The 16,907-nt window shown below is 37.0% G+C and carries 20 protein-coding genes; all 20 read right to left on the bottom strand.

The genetic code is table 11. The annotated features are described in order from the left end of the window. Window positions 1–172 precede the first annotated feature (172 nt). A complete protein-coding gene (locus tag HMPREF0819_RS00405; RefSeq protein ID WP_004230820.1) occupies window positions 173–373 on the bottom strand; it encodes a hypothetical protein in 201 nt (66 codons plus the stop codon). 146 nt (window positions 374–519) lie between these two features. Continuing rightward, on the bottom strand, window positions 520–795 hold the full coding sequence (locus HMPREF0819_RS00400) for an HU family DNA-binding protein (RefSeq protein WP_003063767.1): 276 nt from the start codon (window positions 793–795) through the stop codon (window positions 520–522). Window positions 796–889: 94 nt separating this feature from the next. Further along, on the bottom strand, window positions 890–1,492 hold the full coding sequence (locus HMPREF0819_RS00395; RefSeq protein WP_004230808.1) for a YpmS family protein: 603 nt from the start codon (window positions 1,490–1,492) through the stop codon (window positions 890–892). Beyond that, a complete protein-coding gene (locus tag HMPREF0819_RS00390) occupies window positions 1,461–2,309 on the bottom strand; it encodes an SGNH/GDSL hydrolase family protein (RefSeq protein WP_044023233.1) in 849 nt (282 codons plus the stop codon). Before HMPREF0819_RS00390 ends, HMPREF0819_RS00395 begins: the two co-directional genes overlap by 32 nt. Then, window positions 2,302–3,144 (bottom strand): DegV family protein, encoded by an 843-nt coding sequence (locus HMPREF0819_RS00385; RefSeq protein WP_004230806.1) that lies wholly within the window; start codon window positions 3,142–3,144, stop codon window positions 2,302–2,304. The genes HMPREF0819_RS00390 and HMPREF0819_RS00385 overlap by 8 nt, the downstream gene beginning before the upstream one ends. A 124-nt stretch (window positions 3,145–3,268) precedes the next feature. Beyond that, on the bottom strand, window positions 3,269–4,927 hold the full coding sequence (recN, locus tag HMPREF0819_RS00380; protein WP_004230805.1) for a DNA repair protein RecN: 1,659 nt from the start codon (window positions 4,925–4,927) through the stop codon (window positions 3,269–3,271). Between the two features lie 12 nt (window positions 4,928–4,939). Beyond that, on the bottom strand, window positions 4,940–5,410 hold the full coding sequence (locus tag HMPREF0819_RS00375; RefSeq protein WP_004230804.1) for an arginine repressor: 471 nt from the start codon (window positions 5,408–5,410) through the stop codon (window positions 4,940–4,942). After that, complete coding sequence (locus HMPREF0819_RS00370) at window positions 5,397–6,221, bottom strand: TlyA family RNA methyltransferase (RefSeq protein ID WP_004230800.1); 825 nt, start codon at window positions 6,219–6,221, stop codon at window positions 5,397–5,399. Before HMPREF0819_RS00370 ends, HMPREF0819_RS00375 begins: the two co-directional genes overlap by 14 nt. Further along, window positions 6,214–7,083: a polyprenyl synthetase family protein gene (locus HMPREF0819_RS00365; protein WP_004230797.1), complete on the bottom strand. Its 870-nt coding sequence runs from the start codon at window positions 7,081–7,083 to the stop codon at window positions 6,214–6,216. Before HMPREF0819_RS00365 ends, HMPREF0819_RS00370 begins: the two co-directional genes overlap by 8 nt. Next, entirely contained in the window at window positions 7,083–7,298 is a 216-nt protein-coding gene (locus tag HMPREF0819_RS00360) for an exodeoxyribonuclease VII small subunit (RefSeq protein ID WP_004230790.1), read from the bottom strand. Before HMPREF0819_RS00360 ends, HMPREF0819_RS00365 begins: the two co-directional genes overlap by 1 nt. Further along, complete coding sequence (xseA, locus tag HMPREF0819_RS00355) at window positions 7,288–8,616, bottom strand: exodeoxyribonuclease VII large subunit (RefSeq protein ID WP_004230788.1); 1,329 nt, start codon at window positions 8,614–8,616, stop codon at window positions 7,288–7,290. Before xseA ends, HMPREF0819_RS00360 begins: the two co-directional genes overlap by 11 nt. Before the next feature lie 189 nt (window positions 8,617–8,805). After that, window positions 8,806–9,057, bottom strand: coding sequence for a L,D-transpeptidase family protein (locus HMPREF0819_RS09145; protein WP_419579849.1), 252 nt, complete (start codon window positions 9,055–9,057; stop codon window positions 8,806–8,808). Window positions 9,058–9,586: 529 nt separating this feature from the next. Next, window positions 9,587–10,099, bottom strand: a complete 513-nt coding sequence (locus tag HMPREF0819_RS00345; protein WP_004230777.1) for a DUF6287 domain-containing protein — start codon at window positions 10,097–10,099, stop codon at window positions 9,587–9,589. A 339-nt stretch (window positions 10,100–10,438) separates the two neighbouring features. After that, the gene (locus HMPREF0819_RS00340; protein WP_004230776.1) at window positions 10,439–11,272 is read right to left on the bottom strand and encodes an NAD(P)H-hydrate dehydratase; all 834 of its coding nucleotides are present in this window, start codon (window positions 11,270–11,272) and stop codon (window positions 10,439–10,441) included. Beyond that, window positions 11,269–12,123 carry a bifunctional methylenetetrahydrofolate dehydrogenase/methenyltetrahydrofolate cyclohydrolase gene (locus tag HMPREF0819_RS00335; protein ID WP_004230774.1) on the bottom strand — a complete coding sequence of 285 codons (855 nt, stop codon included), beginning with the start codon at window positions 12,121–12,123 and terminating at the stop codon, window positions 11,269–11,271. Before HMPREF0819_RS00335 ends, HMPREF0819_RS00340 begins: the two co-directional genes overlap by 4 nt. A 143-nt stretch (window positions 12,124–12,266) precedes the next feature. Then, complete coding sequence (locus HMPREF0819_RS08565; RefSeq protein ID WP_004230772.1) at window positions 12,267–12,398, bottom strand: FeoB-associated Cys-rich membrane protein; 132 nt, start codon at window positions 12,396–12,398, stop codon at window positions 12,267–12,269. A gap of 4 nt (window positions 12,399–12,402) precedes the next feature. Next, window positions 12,403–14,541 (bottom strand): ferrous iron transport protein B, encoded by a 2,139-nt coding sequence (feoB, locus tag HMPREF0819_RS00330; protein WP_004230770.1) that lies wholly within the window; start codon window positions 14,539–14,541, stop codon window positions 12,403–12,405. Then, window positions 14,538–15,014 carry a FeoA family protein gene (locus HMPREF0819_RS00325; protein WP_004230768.1) on the bottom strand — a complete coding sequence of 159 codons (477 nt, stop codon included), beginning with the start codon at window positions 15,012–15,014 and terminating at the stop codon, window positions 14,538–14,540. The genes feoB and HMPREF0819_RS00325 overlap by 4 nt, the downstream gene beginning before the upstream one ends. Before the next feature lie 360 nt (window positions 15,015–15,374). Then, on the bottom strand, window positions 15,375–16,109 hold the full coding sequence (locus HMPREF0819_RS00320; protein WP_004230766.1) for an amino acid ABC transporter ATP-binding protein: 735 nt from the start codon (window positions 16,107–16,109) through the stop codon (window positions 15,375–15,377). Continuing rightward, the gene (locus HMPREF0819_RS00315) at window positions 16,109–16,795 is read right to left on the bottom strand and encodes an amino acid ABC transporter permease (protein WP_004230764.1); all 687 of its coding nucleotides are present in this window, start codon (window positions 16,793–16,795) and stop codon (window positions 16,109–16,111) included. Before HMPREF0819_RS00315 ends, HMPREF0819_RS00320 begins: the two co-directional genes overlap by 1 nt. Window positions 16,796–16,907 lie beyond the last annotated feature (112 nt).

Raw genomic sequence — 16,907 nt, 5'->3', positions numbered from 1 at the left:
TGGTAATCTTAAGTAGTTCCATATGAGCCTTTCTAATGAGTTGTTTGGTCGCTTTTCATTATAAGTCATATGGGACTTTTTGTGTACACTCAAAAGCTCTATAATCTCCACAGTGGAGTTACCCACTATAGAAATTATAGAGCCAAAAAACGTCCAGTGGACGTTTTTTTCATCACCAATTACCCCAAAAATCTCTGTCATCCTCGTTAATTGAAAGTTGTTTCTCTTCGCCTTCTTCCTCCACTGGTTTCACAATGTTGCCATCTTCATCAACTTTTGGTTTCATTGCCATACCAACCATAATTAACATGGCGGCTTTGAACAAAGAAAAGGCTCCTAAAAAAATAACAACAAGCAAAAGTGATTTATCCATAATTATAATTCTTTCTATTTTTCATCAGTAAATTGATTATAACATAAATCATCAAAACACTTTTGTCAGTACTCGAAATTTGTCTTATATGGTAAAAAGAACCCTGTCACATCAACAGAAGTCAATAGACAAGGTTCTTTATTTAATTATTTTACAGCGTCTTTAAGTGCTTTACCAGCTTTGAATGCAGGTACTTTTGAAGCTGCAATTTCAATTTCTTCACCAGTTTGTGGGTTACGACCTTTACGAGCTGCGCGTTCGCGAACTTCAAAGTTACCAAAACCGATTAATTGAACTTTTTCGCCTTCAGAAAGGAAGCTTTCGATTGCTGAGAATACTGCATCTACAGCTACTGCTGAATCTTTTTTAGTAAGCTCAGTTGCTTCTGCAACTTTAGCGATTAAATCTTGTTTGTTAGCCATTTAACAAATCCTCCAATTAATTTCTAAGCGTTAACACCTTAACAAATTCTATGATACCCAAAAATACTATTCTGGTCAAGTATTAAACGTTTTTTTAGCTGTTTTTCTTGTAAATATCAAAGTTAAATTGGTCGCCGACAAGGTCAATTGTTGTCGCTTTCAAAAAGATATCCGCATCATTTTTTATGTCCTGAATATTGATGTTAATGACAGACTCTTTTGGCAAAACTTCCACAAAATCTGGTAGATTGATACTTGATTTTAGATACTTCAAAACTTCAGATTCTGGTAATGTAAGTGTTCCAACTGAAAACGACGTAATCTTCAACTGAATAGCACCTGATTCCAAGCGACTTGGTTGAAAATAAATGTACAAGGGCACTTCATACCCTAAAAATGTATACGTTCCTTCAAACATAATCGCTGAAGATGTCGCATAAACACTGTAAGACGTTTTTTTAGTCTGGTACTCCTTCAAGTATGATGCCACCGTATCATTTAATTGCTCACGTGTGGTTGAAATAGTACCAACTTTGACATTATCAGCCTTTTTAGAGCTTATACTTTGAGCTGCAGGCTCTCTGACTTGAATCAGGCGACTGGCAATCACTCCTACAAAAGCAACATTAATGGCTAAAATGAGAAGGAATCCCCACTTCCACCAATTAGTCTTTGTTCCATTCTTGTTTAGTTTCATTAATTTTCTCCATTGTTACATCTGACATAATTTGATAGCCAATATTATTTGGGTGAAAATGGTCTCCACTGAATAAAACATCGTTGATGACTGTCGTTTGGCCACCAGACGTTGACACTATTCCTTCTTCGCCATCAATTCCTTTGTAAAGTTGATCATTAATTGGCACGAAGTAAACATTGTCATACTCATCTGTGACACTTTCAGTCGATCCATTCCAATTGTCAATGATTTCCTGCATTTCAGTCATTTCTGGAAAGTTCAAGTAGAAAGGGTTATAAATTCCCAAGACATAAATTGGCAAATCTTCATTTTCTGAGCGAGCTAATTCAATAATCTGACGTAGGCGTTTCTGATAAGCCGTTGCTGGCTTTTTAAAAGTTGAAACAGATAGTTTTGTTAAATGTTTTCGAATCACCGCCATAACATCGTTACCACCGACAGTAAGCGTCATCATATCAGCTTTAGCAAGAGATTTTTGAATAGCTTCTTGCTTTATCATGCGTGACAAGATTTGCTGGCTAGTATTGCCAGAAATTCCATAATTACTATAGGTTACTTGGTAATTATAGGTATCTGTCATAGCTTGGGACAAAAGAGGAACAAAACCACCTTGATTGGTTGTATCTCCAACACCTTCTGTCAAAGAATCCCCAACAGCTACATAATTGAAATGCTTAGCTTCTTGAGCTAGAAAATCCTTTTTTGTTAATTCTTGATCTGATTTTGGAATCAAGAGATTCAAAACGACGATAAACAGAAGAAGGCTTGCTAAAAAGAAAGCAAACCCAATTAAAAAATTCTTTTTATTACTCATAGCGTACCATAACCGCAAAAGCGTCTTCTCCAGTATGCGTTTGGATGATTGAACCTGTCTCTAAAACAGCAATAGGAGCACCCAAAACTTCCAATTTTTCTTTAAAGCCATTTGCCATATCGGCAGTTCCACAGTATGAAATACCAATTTCAGCAACTTTTTTACCTGAAGCTTGAGCGTGTTCGATAAAGCTATCAAGCCACTTGTTAAATGTCTTAACACCGCGCCCTTTGATAACTGTGTTAAGCTCACAATCAATCATTTCCATCACTACTCGAATATTAAGTAATGAGCTAAGAAGACCTGTTACACGTCCAATACGTCCGCCCTTAACAAGATTTTCAAGTGTAGACACACCGATAAAAAGTTCAGATTTTTGGCGAACTTCTTCAACTTTAGCGATAACTTCCTCAAGACTTGCACCTTCTTGTGCTAATTTCGCAGCTTGGACAACTTGGAATTTTTGACATTGGTCAGTGAATGTTGAATCAATGACAGTCACATCAGCACCAGCAAGATTTGCTCCTTGGCGAGCTGCTTCAACTGTTCCTGAAAGAGTGTGAGTAATATGGATAGAAACAATATGCTCAGCACCATCTTTCATCAAGTTTTCATAAACTTCTGCAAAAACACCTACAGGCGGTTGACTTGTTTTTGGTAATTCCTTGCTATTACGCATCAAATTAAGGAATTTACCTTCTTCTTTCATGTCGTTATCAGAATAAACAACACCGTCAATCATAACTGACAATGGCACTACTGTGATATCATATTTTTCAACTAATTCTGGTTCAATCGTTAAAGATGAATCTGTAACAATTTTAATTTTACTCATTTTTTATCCTATCATACTTTCAAAACTTTATTTCAAATTTCATTCTAACATTCATTATACCAAATTTTTAGCAGTTCGGGGATATTTTCTTAAACAAGCAAGAAGAAGCCTCTTTGGCCTCTTCTTATTTTTTCAAAAGTTCACGCGCTTGTTCACGCGCCATCTCAGTAATATCACTACCTGCAAGCATTTTAGCAATTTCTTCGACACGTTCTTCTTCAGTCAACAGACGGACTGTTGATACGGTTGTATTTTCATCACTGCGTTTTTCAATAAAGAATTGGTAATCAGCGATTGCAATGACTTGGGGCAAGTGTGAAATTGCAAGAACTTGTCCGTGACTTCCAATTTTGTAGATTTTTTGGGCAATAGCTTGCGCTACACGACCAGAAACCCCTGTATCAACCTCGTCAAAGACGATACTTGTCTTATCTTCCTTGCGTGAAAAGGCTGATTTAATGGCAAGCATAAGACGTGAAATTTCACCACCAGATGCTACTTTAACAAGTGGTTTAAAGCCTTCACCAGGGTTTGTCGAAATGTAAAATTCAACTGTTTCATTTCCGTCTCGATTGAATTTTCCTTTGGCGAATTGAACTTGAAAGTCTGCTTTTTCCATATACAAATCAGCTAATTCTTGCTTGATTTCTGCTTCTAAATCTTTGGCAAGTTTGTGACGTTCTTGAGCAAGCTCATCTGCAGCTAAAATTAATTCTTTTTCCAGATGTTTAAGCTCTTTTTCTATATCGTCAGATGACTCATCACTACCAGTTAAAAGATTATATTCTTTAGTAATGTTTTCATAGTAGTCTAATACATCATCGACACTGCCACCATATTTACGAGTGATGCTGTAAATCACTTCTAAACGAGCTTCAATTTGTTGAAGACTACCCGCATCAAAATCAAGATCATCAATAACATCACCCAAATGTTTAGTAACTTCCTCTAAAATGTAATAAGCTTCCGAAACATTTGCAGACATTTCTTTATAATCTTGATCAAATTCTTCGAGACTCATCAAATCATTCATAGCTGAGCGAATATTTGACAGACTAGAAAACTCTTCATCATCAAGCATAACGTAAGCATTTGTTAAAGTGTCAGCAATATGTTTGTGATTAAGTAACTTATCACGTTTTTGATTGAGTGCTTGGTCTTCGCCTGATTTTAGAGCCGCTGCCTCAATTTCAGCAATTTGAAATTCAAGCATTTCAATACGTGCTTTATGCTCTTGTTCATTTTTTTGCTTAGTCAAAACACGCTTACGCAATGTGCGGTAACTTTCAAAAATTTCTCGATAGTGTTTTTTGACAGCTGAAAAATGTTCATCCCCAAATTCATCAAGCATACGGATGTGCATGTTTGGCTTCATTAATTCTTCTTGGTCATGTTGACCGTGAATATCAACCAAGTACTGTCCAACCGCACGAAGGGTTGTCAGATTTACCATTTGACCATTGATACGGCTAATAGAACGACCATTTTGCAAAATCTCACGACGAATAATCAATTCATCAGAAATATCAATACCATTTTCTTCTAAAATGTGTGTCAGCGCAGCATTTTCACCGACCGAAAAAAGTCCTTCAATCTCAGCTTTTTTGGCACCATGTCGAATAACATCGAGACTAGCGCGCGCTCCTAACATAAGGTTCATAGCATCAATAATAATCGATTTTCCGGCACCTGTTTCACCAGTCAAAACAGTCATACCATTTTCAAAAGTTAGGGAGATTTCCTCAATAATAGCAAAATTTTTAATGGAAATTTCTAAAAGCATAAGCGACCTTTCTTATTTGTGGTCTGTCATCCATTTACGAACTTCTTGACGAATGGCATTAGCAGCTTCAGCTGTCTTTGCGACCACTAACAAACTATCATCATCAGCAATAACACTAAAAAGACTATCTTTGAAATCTTCTAGCAAATAACGTTTAATCAAGCGACTATTTCCTGGAATAACATCAAGATTAATCATATTTTCAAGTCCAGCTGTTTCTTCTGAAATCGCAAGGACAGTGCTTTTTATAGGAACAGAAACTTGTCCCACTTTTTTAGTTTTATCTTTTGAAAGACCGTAAATATACGGACCATCAACTGATGGAACTTTGATGATACCAATTTCATTCATGTCACGTGAAATGGTAGCTTGAGTCAAAATCAAACCTTCAGCTTCGAGTAATTTCAACAAATCATGCTGAGTTTCAACAGCATTTTCAGCAACAATCTTTTTAATTAATTCTAAACGTTCACTCTTTTTCATCTTTAAATTCCTTATGCGCTTTTTCTACAATTTCTGGGATAAGAGTCGCTATCAAATTCTGAGCGTTAGCTGATTTTTCCAAGTGTGCTAAAAACTCAATGTTACCATGTCCACCTTGAATTGGTGAAAAATCAAGCCCCTTAACTGTAAATCCGTAATCGACAGCAAAACTTGTCACAGTTTCCAAAACTTTTTGATGAACTGCTTTATCTCGAATAATTCCATTTTTACCAATTTGGTCACGACCAGCCTCAAATTGTGGTTTGATAAGAGCTACGACTTGACCATTTTCAGCTAAAATATTGTGAAGAGCTGGCAAAATGAGATTCAATGAAATAAAACTCACATCAATACTAGCAAAAGTTGGTTGACCTTCTGTAAAATCAGCCAGTTCAGCGTAACGGAAATTGTATTGTTCCATACTGCGAACACGTTCGTCTTGGCGAAGTTTCCAAACCAATTGATTTGTACCAACATCAACAGCATAAACCAATTTGGCACCATTTTGTAGCATAACATCCGTAAAACCACCCGTTGAGGCGCCGATGTCAATTGTTGTTTGACCATCCACAGAAATCTCAAAAACTTGCAAGGCTTTTTCAAGTTTTAGCCCTCCTCGGCTAACATACTTCAATTTTTCGCCTTTTAGTTTTAATTCTGTTCCATCATCAATCTTTTCACCCGGTTTATCAAAGCGTTCGCCGTTAATCACATTAACAACCAAACCTGCCATGACACCACGCTTTGCCTGCTCGCGTGTTTCAAAAAGCCCTTGTTTATAGGCAAGTACATCAACTCTTTCCTTAGGCATTTAGTCGTAACCTTTCTATCATTTCTGCAATTTTTTCTGTCCGTAATCCTTGAGTCTCTGAGAGTTTTTGGAAAATAGCTAACGCTTCATTCAATGACTCATTTAAAATATCATAAGATTTTTCTAAACCAAGCAAGCTTGGATAGGTTGCTTTATCAGCTAATAAGTCTTTTTTCGGTGTTTTTCCGATTTCTTCAAAGCTTGCTGTCACATCTAAAATGTCATCACGCACTTGGAAAGCAAGTCCAATCAAACTACCTGCTTTACGTAAATTATTAATATCCTCGCCTGCTAGTCCAGCAACAATTCCAGCTGCAACTACAGGGAAAGTCAGTAATTTTCCTGTTTTGTTGGCGTGAATCAATTGTAACTCTGAGAGGCTGAGCTTGCGCTCTTCACCTTCCATATCAAGCATTTGGCCACCGACCATGCCATATGTACCTGAAGCATGCGCCAATTCAGCAATCAAAGCAACTTTCACTTCAGCTGACAGCTCAGCATTTGCCACCAAATCATAAGGGTCTAAAAAGAGACTATCTCCAGCTAGAATAGCCGTCGCTTCATTAAATTTTTTGTGGTTTGTCAAACGTCCACGACGATAGTCATCATTATCCATAGCTGGTAAATCATCGTGAATCAAACTTCCTGTGTGAATCATTTCAAGGGCAGCAGCCACATCATAGTGGGCATCTGTCAGTGCTACTCCAAATCCTTCAAGCAATTCTAGGAAAATCAAAGGACGAACACGTTTACCACCTCCATCAACCGAATACAAAATAGCTTCAATTAAATCTGGTGACACAATATCTTTTTGTTCATAATAACGATGAATGGCTTGACCAATTTTTTTAACTTTATCCATTAGGCATCTAATTCCGTTTCTACTCCATCATCTTGCATGACTTTAACAAGTGTTTTTTCTGCTTGATCCAATGTTTTTTGTAGTTCTTTTGACAAAACCATTCCTTTTTGGAATTCAGAGATGGCATCCTCTAAAGCCACATCTCCGTTTTCAAGTTTTGTCACAATCGCTTCTAAATCTTGTAAATTTTCTTCAAATGTTTTCTTATTTGGCATATTTTACCTCCGCTTCAAGTTGACCATCTTTCAATTGAATCGTTAACTGGTCTCCCACTTTTACATCACTCACGCTTGAGATGACTTTTTCATTTTTTTGCACCATAGCATAGCCTCTGGCAATAATTCGGCTCGTATCAAGAGAAAGTAACGCATCTTGTGCTTTTTCAAATCGTGCTAACTTACTATCATACTGACTAGTCATATTTGAAAGCAACAAACGCTCTAGACTCTGCAATTTATCCTGATAGTGCTTGATCTGACTTTCAAAATCAAGCGCAAGCAAACGTTGATGCAAGAGTGCATGACTTTGCTTAGCTTGATTAAACTGATTTTTCATCGTATTTGTCAAAGACATCGTCAAACGATCTAACTTCTGAACGTAACCATCATACAAACGTTCTGGCTGCCTAAAAATAACTGAATTTGCCAGCTTGTCAAGACGTTCTTGATTTTGTTTAATGCGACGAAGACTCGCTTGATACATACGATTTTCACGCTCAGAAATCCAAGAAATAATATCAGCTTTTGTTACAGGCGTTGCAAGTTCAGCCGCTGCTGTAGGAGTTGCAGCTCTGCGGTCAGCAACATAATCTGCTAAAGTCGTATCTGTCTCGTGTCCGACACTAGAAATAACTGGCAAACGTGATTCAAATATTGCTTGGACAACAATCTCTTCATTAAATGCCCAAAGGTCTTCAATAGAACCACCACCACGACCAACAATCAGAAGGTCTAAATCATCACGTTCACTTGCCTTCGCAATATTATTTGCCACTTCTTGACTAGCACCTTCACCCTGAACCTTAGTTGGGAAAAGTAGAATCTCGACACCTTGGAAACGACGCGATACGGTTGTGATAATATCTCGAATAACCGCCCCACTTGGGCTCGTTACCACACCAATTTTCTTAACAAATTGCGGCAATTGACGTTTATGACGGTCATCAAAATACCCAGCCTCAGCTAGTTTTTTCTTCAACTGTTCAAATTGAACCGCTAAAGCCCCAATACCGCCTGGCTCTGCTTTTTCAATAATAATTGAATATGACCCACTAGGCTCATAGAGTTGGACACGGCCCACAACGTTGATTTTCATACCTTCTTCCAGCTCAAAACCAAGTTTTTTAAACGTTCCAGCCCACATAGTCGCCTGAATTACCGCATTTTCATCTTTTAAAGAAAAATATTGATGCGTCGGACGACGACGAAAATTAGAAACCTGACCAGTCAAATAAACCCGTTCCAAATAAGGATCGCGATCAAACTTCAATTTAAGGTATTTTGTCAAGGTTGACACACTTAAATAATCTGACATCACAGGCCCCTTTCCTTGTTTTTTCTTGCCTTACACAAATTTTGCATATCACTTATTATTATAACAGAAAAAAACTGTCCAGTGGACAGTTTTTTCACGAGCACAGAAATCTAAAAGCGAGTTATGTCCAGTGGACAGTTTTTTCACGAGCACAGAAATCTAAAAGCGAGTTATGTCCAGTGGACAGTTCTAGTGAATGCTCACAATCACTCCCTCTGGCATGTTTTCAAAAAGCCATTTTGCATCTTCTTTTGAAAGTCTGACATTGCCATCTGTACAAGCCGTCCCAATTTTTTTAGATTCTTCCTTTAAGATTTTCCCCTTCCAATCTGTTGGAAGACTTTCAAATCGATAACCGCCATGATCTTTAAAAGATACCCAATCACACGCACCTCGATTCAAACTATCATCATACAAAAATTCACCACGTTCTGCTTCAATAGTAAATTTGCCTGTCGGTGTTGGCGTCTCTTTGGCGCCAGTCTAAACCTTGGTTTTAAAAATCACTTTAGCACCTGAGTATACAATCATTTTTTGTTGAGAAATAGACACCAAGATACTCAAATGATCAAGCTCTGACAAATCAGGATAAATTTTCTTCTAAGATTTTTTAACATTTTTACCAAAAGCATATACATCAATCTTAACATCAGATTCCTGACGAATAACCATTAATTGTCGACAAAGACTATAGCCAACCACTAGGTTAGCAAAAGTCAAAAGTAAGATAAGAACTTTTTTGAAAACTTCTTTCGCATTTCCCTTTTTCTAAAACCTACCTCTGCCAGTTTAACTCTTGGCAGAAGCCCCCTTCTCCTTTTAATCTAGCAATACATAACGTCTTATGCCACCATAACTAATATACGAAATTTACCCATATTATAGTGAACTTCATGAAATGTCATTTTACTTAGCAGTCTCCCAAATTTAATATACTTTTTTCAAAATTTCTCTCCCTTAAAATTCCAATTTAATGTTTGAAAAATGGATGCTCAGATGCAGACCCACATTGTCCAACAATAAGTCTATCATTCGTTCCAACTTCGCCTAGAAACGGATCAGCAACTCCCTTTGGAACTACAATAAATGCTGCGCTATCAGTCATCGAGTCAGGATTATAAATAGTTCCAAAATAAACATCATCTTTAACGATGTTTGTCGTGATTTGATACAGCGCCTGACTTTGCGAAAGACTTACTTGCCCATCTTGTGTTAGTGTTATTGATTCTCCCAAATCGTTTGTCCAAGTACCTGAAAGGCTAGAAAAATCACCATATGCAATTTGTTCTAAATCAAGCCTATCTTCATTTGAACTTGACTGACTTTGACTAGGAAATGTTTGTGTAGTCTCTACCACTTCAACTACACCTACTGTAGACTCGATTTCTGTAACAGAGGATGATGAGACTACTGATTCTTGATAGCTTGAAGCGCTAGATTTTACAACTTTCTTTGCAGCAGTACTATCACTTGTTTGAATCACCTTAGCATGACTACTACTTGCTGATGTTCCTTTTTCAGTTTTTGAACATGCTCCTAGTAAAAAGAGTGAAGATAGTAATATTACAGTTGTTTTACATCCCTTTTTCGTAAAAAATCTCCCAGACGATTAAATATTTTTATCAGATAAACGTTTCTTTTTAAACGTTTATTTGACTTTAGTTTTTTAGAATCGGCCAATTCTGAAAATATTATAGAGTAGTTCTTTAGTTAAGTTAACACAATATGTAATATTTGTAACATTTTTGAAATATTTTGTTTTATACGTGTTTTTTGAACTAAAAAAGTACACTTTTCCAGAAGAAAAGTGTACCTTACGACATTATTCTGATAATTGTTTCATGACTTTTGGCAATTCTGCACTAATGGTCGTTGGCAAAACAACATAAGCCTCTTGGCTAAGTTTCTCTGCAATTGCTGAGTGCAAATAAGTGGCTACAGCAACCGTATCAAAAAGATTATCCTTGAACTGAGCGACAAATCCTGCAATCATGCCACAAAGAGTATCTCCCATGCCACCAGTTGCTTGATAAGGACCTCCAACTGCTAGTTCAGCAACTTGGCTACCTTGTAAAATTTTTGTGTGATGACTTTTAGCCACTAAAATTGTTCCGTTTAAAAATTTTTCAAGCGCCGTTTGAGTTTTCTCTAGGCTTTGATCAGCGATTGCTAGTCCAGACAGTCGTTCCCACTCTTTCTGATGTGGTGTCAAAATAAGGTGACATGCCTTAATAGAAATCGGCATAGCTTTTGCAAGTAAATTTAAAGCAGAGCCATCAACAATCAAAATCTGCTTTTCAACTGCTTCTGAAAGGATAAAATCAAACACATGTTTAGCTTTGCTATTTCCCCCTAAACCCGGGCCAATCAAAACCACATCTGCTTTAGCCAGATTTTCTGCCAGTAATTCTTCATCCTCATAGTCAAACGCCATAGCTTCTGGTAGATGTGCATGAAGGGCAGGAATATTGTCACGCTCTGTCGCCACCGTCACCAAACCAGCACCGCTTTTTACTGTCGCTAGAGCTGACATGATGATTGCTCCTCCATAAGGATAAAATCCTCCAATCAAAAGCACACGTCCATAGGTACCTTTATGAGAATCTGCCTTGCGCTTTGTCACAACTTTTCTGGCTAATCTATCGTCGATAATCATGCTTTCACGCTTCTAAGTGCAGATTGATAAGTTTGTTCCAAAAGCATTGTAATCGTCATTGGACCAACACCACCAGGAACCGGTGTGATATAACTTGCTAATGGTTCAACTTCGTCAAACTTGACATCTCCGATAAGTTTGCCATTTTCATCACGATTCATGCCGACATCAATAACCACAGCGCCTTCTTTGACGAATTCTTTGGTTACAAAGTGACCTTGTCCGATTGCAACAATCAAAACATCTGCTTGTTTTGTCACGCGCGCCAAATCACGGGTACGTGAGTGTGCCAAAGTCACTGTAGCATTTTTATCAAGCAACAATTGCGCCATTGGTTTTCCGACAATATTTGAACGACCAATGATAACTGCAGTTTTTCCTTCCAATTCAATATCATATTCAGCCAATAACTCCATGATACCAGCTGGTGTACATGGCACCATAATAGGGCGACCATTCCACAAGTGTCCTGTGTTAGTTGGGTGGAAACCATCGACGTCTTTCTTAGGATCAATTGCTAAAATGACACGTTTGTCATTGATATGAGATGGCAATGGCAATTGTACCAAAATACCATGAAAACGATCATCGTTATTATATTGTTCAATGACTTGAATCAACTCTTCTTCACTTGTTGACTCTGACAAACGAACTGTTTCACTCAAGAAACCAGCTTTCTTAGCAGAGCGTTCTTTATTTCTTACATAGACTTGGCTTGCTGGGTCATCACCAACTAAAATCACCACAAGTCCAGGCACAATACCAGCTTCAGCTTTTAATTTTTCAACCTTCTCAACTAGTTGATTTTGCATTTTAGCTGCTAAAGCTTTTCCATCTATAAGTTTTGCCATATTACTCTCCAAAAAAATATATTTCTTTTATTATATCAGAAAGCGACTCCATAATAAAATATTTTTGAAGTAAATTTCTGAATATTCTGTAAAAAATATTTAAAAAACAAAAATCCCTTGCTCACATAAGCAAGGGAAAACTGTTATTTACGTTGATTGTCTTTGACTGGGCATGAGCAATTGCAGTCGCCACAAGAGCCTTTGCCCTTGATATAGCTGCGCAATCCCATAACAACACCAACTGCAATCAACAATGCAATTATAATTGTAGCCATAGGCTTATTCTCCAACTTGTACTAGATTATCTAAAGTAATCACTTTTTCAGGTTCTTGAGCTGGTTTTCTAACGATAAAGTAAATAATTGCAATCAATAGCGCTACTGCAACGATTGTCCAGAAAGTGATACCTTTACCGTATAAAACAACAAGACCTAATTGATAAATAATCAGACTAACGACGTAAGCAAGACCTGTTTGGAATCCGATAGCACCAAGTGTCCACTTAGCATCACCCATTTCACGTTTAATAGCTCCCATAGCTGCAAAACATGGTGCACAAAGAAGGTTAAAAATTAAGAATGAATATCCTGCAAGAGCTGAATAATCAAGTTGCAATGCGTGATACAAGCCACGTGTTGTACTATCGTTATACAAGATACCAAATGTTCCGACAACAGCTTCTTTGGCAGCAAGACCTGTTGCAGCAGCCACAGTCGCCTTCCAGTTACCAAATCCAAGTGGTGCAAAAATCCAAGAAATCAATTTACCAAATGAAGCCAAGATTGAATTGTCTGTATCAACTGATTGGAAAGCAAAATTGTAAGTTGACATGAACCAAATGATAACTGTCAAGCTAAAGATAACTGTACCAGCACGTTTCACAAAGCTAAGGGCTTTACCAAAAGCGTAGCGAAGAACACTTGCGATTTTTGGCATGTGATAAGCTGGTAATTCCATGATAAACGGACTAACATAACTTCCAAGTAATTTTGTTTTCTTAAGAGCAATACCTGAAAGAATAATAGTAATAACGCCGATGAAGTATGTTGATGGCGCAACAAATGGATTATCTGGGAAGAAAGCACCTGCAATCAAGGCGATAATAGCTAATTTAGCAGAACATGGCATAAATGTCGCTGTCATGATTGTGATACGACGGTCACGTTCATTTTCAATGGTACGACTTGCCATAATCGCTGGCACACCACATCCAGTAGCAATCAACATTGGAATGAATGATTTACCTGACAAACCAAAACGTCTGAAGACACGGTCCATGACAAAAGCGATACGACTCATGTAACCAATATCTTCCAAAATTCCTAAACAGATGAATAGAACAAAGATTTGTGGCAAAAATCCAAGAACTGTACCAACACCAGCCACGATACCATCAATGATAAGAGATTCAAGCCAACCAGAAACATGAAGAGCATCAAGTCCAGATTGAACCCAACCAGGCACCAATTCACCAAAGAGCACATCATTGATCCAATCAGTTCCCATTGTACCAACAGTTTGAATTGAAAGATAGTAAACCAAGAACATAGCTACTGCAAAAATTGGCAAAGCCAAGATACGGTTTGTAACAATTTGGTCAATCTTATCAGAAACTGTCATCTTGAAGTCGCTAGTTTGATTTTGAGCTATTTTAGCAACTTTTTCAATAAAGGCATAACGCTCATTAATCACAATTGACTCTGAATCTTCTGTGAAGATTTCTTCTGTGATTTTAATGACTTGGTTAATTTCACCTTTTTGGAAATCAGACAAATCAAGTTCTTCTTTAACAAGGGCATCTCGTTCAAAGAGTTTAATAGCATAAAAACGTGCAGAACGTTCTGGGACAACATCACCCAAGATGTCAATGATTTGTTTAATCGCTGCTTCAAATTGATCGCTATATGTTGGGTAGTGAATCAAATCAACATCAGCTTTTGTTGTGTTAGCAACTTTTTTGATAGCTTTATCAACACCAGTATTTTTAACAGCACTTGTTGAAACAACAGGAACACCTAATTGATAAGACAATTTATCAACATTGATTGTTTTTCCTTGAGCTTTAAGCGCATCACTCATATTAAGCGCAACAGTTACTGGAATACCAGTTTCAATCAATTGAGTTGTCAAGTAAAGGTTACGTTCCAAGTTTGTCGCATCAACAACATTAAGAATGCTGTCGGCGACATTACTCAATAAATAATCACGCGCAACTTTTTCTTCAGGCGTATAAGGTGACATTGAATAAATACCTGGTAAATCCTGAACTTTCCAGTCAGCATGTTTTTTTACCGTACCACTTTTACGTTCAACCGTAACACCTGGCCAGTTACCAACACGTTGACTTGTACCAGTCAATAAGTTAAAAAGACTTGTTTTACCACTATTCGGATTACCGATTAAGGCTATCTCTGTCATTTTTCCTCCTCGCTATCTACTTTTACGACACTAATCATTTGCGCTTCAGACTTACGAAGTGTCAATTCGTAACCGCGTAAGCTAATTTCAATTGGGTCTCCTAACGGAGCAACTTTTCGTAGGTAAACTTTTGTGTGACGCGCTAATCCCATATCCATGAGACGGCGTTTTGCTTCATTAACAGCATAAATACTATCAACATAAGCGTAGTCACCTACTTTTAATTCTGAAAGAGGAAGTGATAAAAGAGCACCTTCTTCTTCTGTGACATCAATCTGGCTTAAAATTGATTGATCAAAAGCCAAACGACTTGATTTAAGCATAACAATCGCGCTAGTTGGTGTTTTCGAAACAACTTTAACTGAAGCACCGACTTTTAACCCCAAATCAGACAAGTGTCTAGCACTATCATCGGGCAAGTCAACACTGACAATAGTATAAGGAATACCAACTTTAGCATTCTGCAAAATCAAATTTCTTGACCTCCTCAAAGTTTTTTGGTAAAATACTTAACCTTCCGTCCGATTCATTATATCATAAAAATGAGCAGACAAACCTATAAAAATTAATTTTTTTCTCTATTTATACATTGATTATAAACATTCTAAATAAAGCATGCTTAATTTTAGAATCGTTATAATCTAGCCGTTTTCACTATCGTTTTCTTTTTAAACATCCTTAAAAAGATGACTAAATTATAATAATTAAGTGTACTTAATGTATAAAACGGACTCATTTTTCACTAATATGCTTATTATTTTTAACCGTATTTAACTTTTCTACTATATGTAAAAAACTCAGTTGAATTCAAAATCAACTGAGATTTTTTAATATTACAATACCTTACTCAAGAAATCTTTTGTACGAGCTTCTTTAGTATTTTCAAAAACGTCTTTTGGTGAACCTTGCTCAACAATGACACCACCGTCCATGAAAATAACACGGTCAGCGACTTCGCGCGCAAATCCCATTTCGTGCGTTACAATAGCCATTGTCATACCTGATTTTGCCAAATCTTGCATAACACCAAGAACTTCTCCAACCATTTCTGGATCAAGAGCTGATGTTGGTTCATCAAAGAGAAGAACATCTGGATCCATAGCAAGTCCACGTGCAATAGCAATACGTTGTTGTTGCCCACCAGAAAGACTTGTTGGATAAGCATTGGCTTTATCACGAAGACCAACTTTATCAAGCAAATCATAAGCCTTAGCTTCTGCCTCTGCTTTTGGAACACCTTTAGTCTTAATCGGTGATAGAGTAATATTTTCAAGGACTGTCATATTAGGGAAAAGGTTAAATTGTTGGAAAACCATTCCCATTTTTTCACGCATTTTGAAAATATCATTTTTCTTATCAGTAATATCGACACCTTCAAAAGTAATCACACCTTTTGTTGGTGTTTCAAGCAAGTTCATTGTACGAAGGAATGTTGATTTCCCTGAACCAGAAGGTCCAATAATAACAACCACTTCTCCTGCTTTAATATCAAGGTCAATACCTTTTAGAACTTCATTTTTCCCGAAATACTTATGAAGGCCTTTAATTGAAATTAGTGTTTCTGACATTAGTTATTACCTCCATTTCCCATACGAGTTTCAAGTTTTTTAAGTAAAAATGACAAAACTGTAGTAACCATTAAGTAATAGAAAGCTGCAAATAGCAATGGTGTGATTGGTAGGTAAGTTGCTGTTACAACTGATTGAGCACCATTCCACAATTCCATAACACCAATTGTTTGAAGAAGTGAGCTATCTTTGATAATTGTAATAAATTCATTCCCAAGGGCTGGCAAAATATTTTTAAGTGCTTGTGGCAAAATGACGTAGCGCATAGCATTCACAGGACGAATCCCTAATGAATAAGCTGCTTCAAGCTGACCTTTTGGCACTGCTTCAATACCTGCTCTGACAATTTCAGAAATATAGGCTCCGCTATTTAGTGAAATAATAATGATACCTGGAAGCAAACGTGAAAAATCAAGGTCCAAGACACCAAATCCTACGATCGGAGCATTGCTAAAGTGCATCCAAGCAAAGGCAATCATAATCTGAACGACCATCGGTGTTCCACGGAAAACCCAAACATAAAAACTAGTAATCCAATTTAAAATTTTAATATTCGTACGCTTAACTAAGGCAACCAAGATACCAATGATTGTCCCAAAAAAGACAACACATGCTGAAATCATGATAGTAACAAGGACACCATAGTTAAAATAAGCCCAATACTTTGGTAAAAATGAAAAATCCATTTATGTCTCCTATATGTAATAATCAATTAATTATAACACACATTGAATAAAAATACCAATAATTCATAAGTATTAAATAGCTTTATTAAAAATGAACTGCACCCCAAAAGTT

The sequence above is a fragment of the Streptococcus equinus ATCC 9812 genome (assembly GCF_000187265.1).
GTDB lineage: Bacteria > Bacillota > Bacilli > Lactobacillales > Streptococcaceae > Streptococcus > Streptococcus equinus.
Note: the sequence above shows the minus strand (reverse complement) of the source record. Positions and strands in the feature narration are given on the sequence as shown.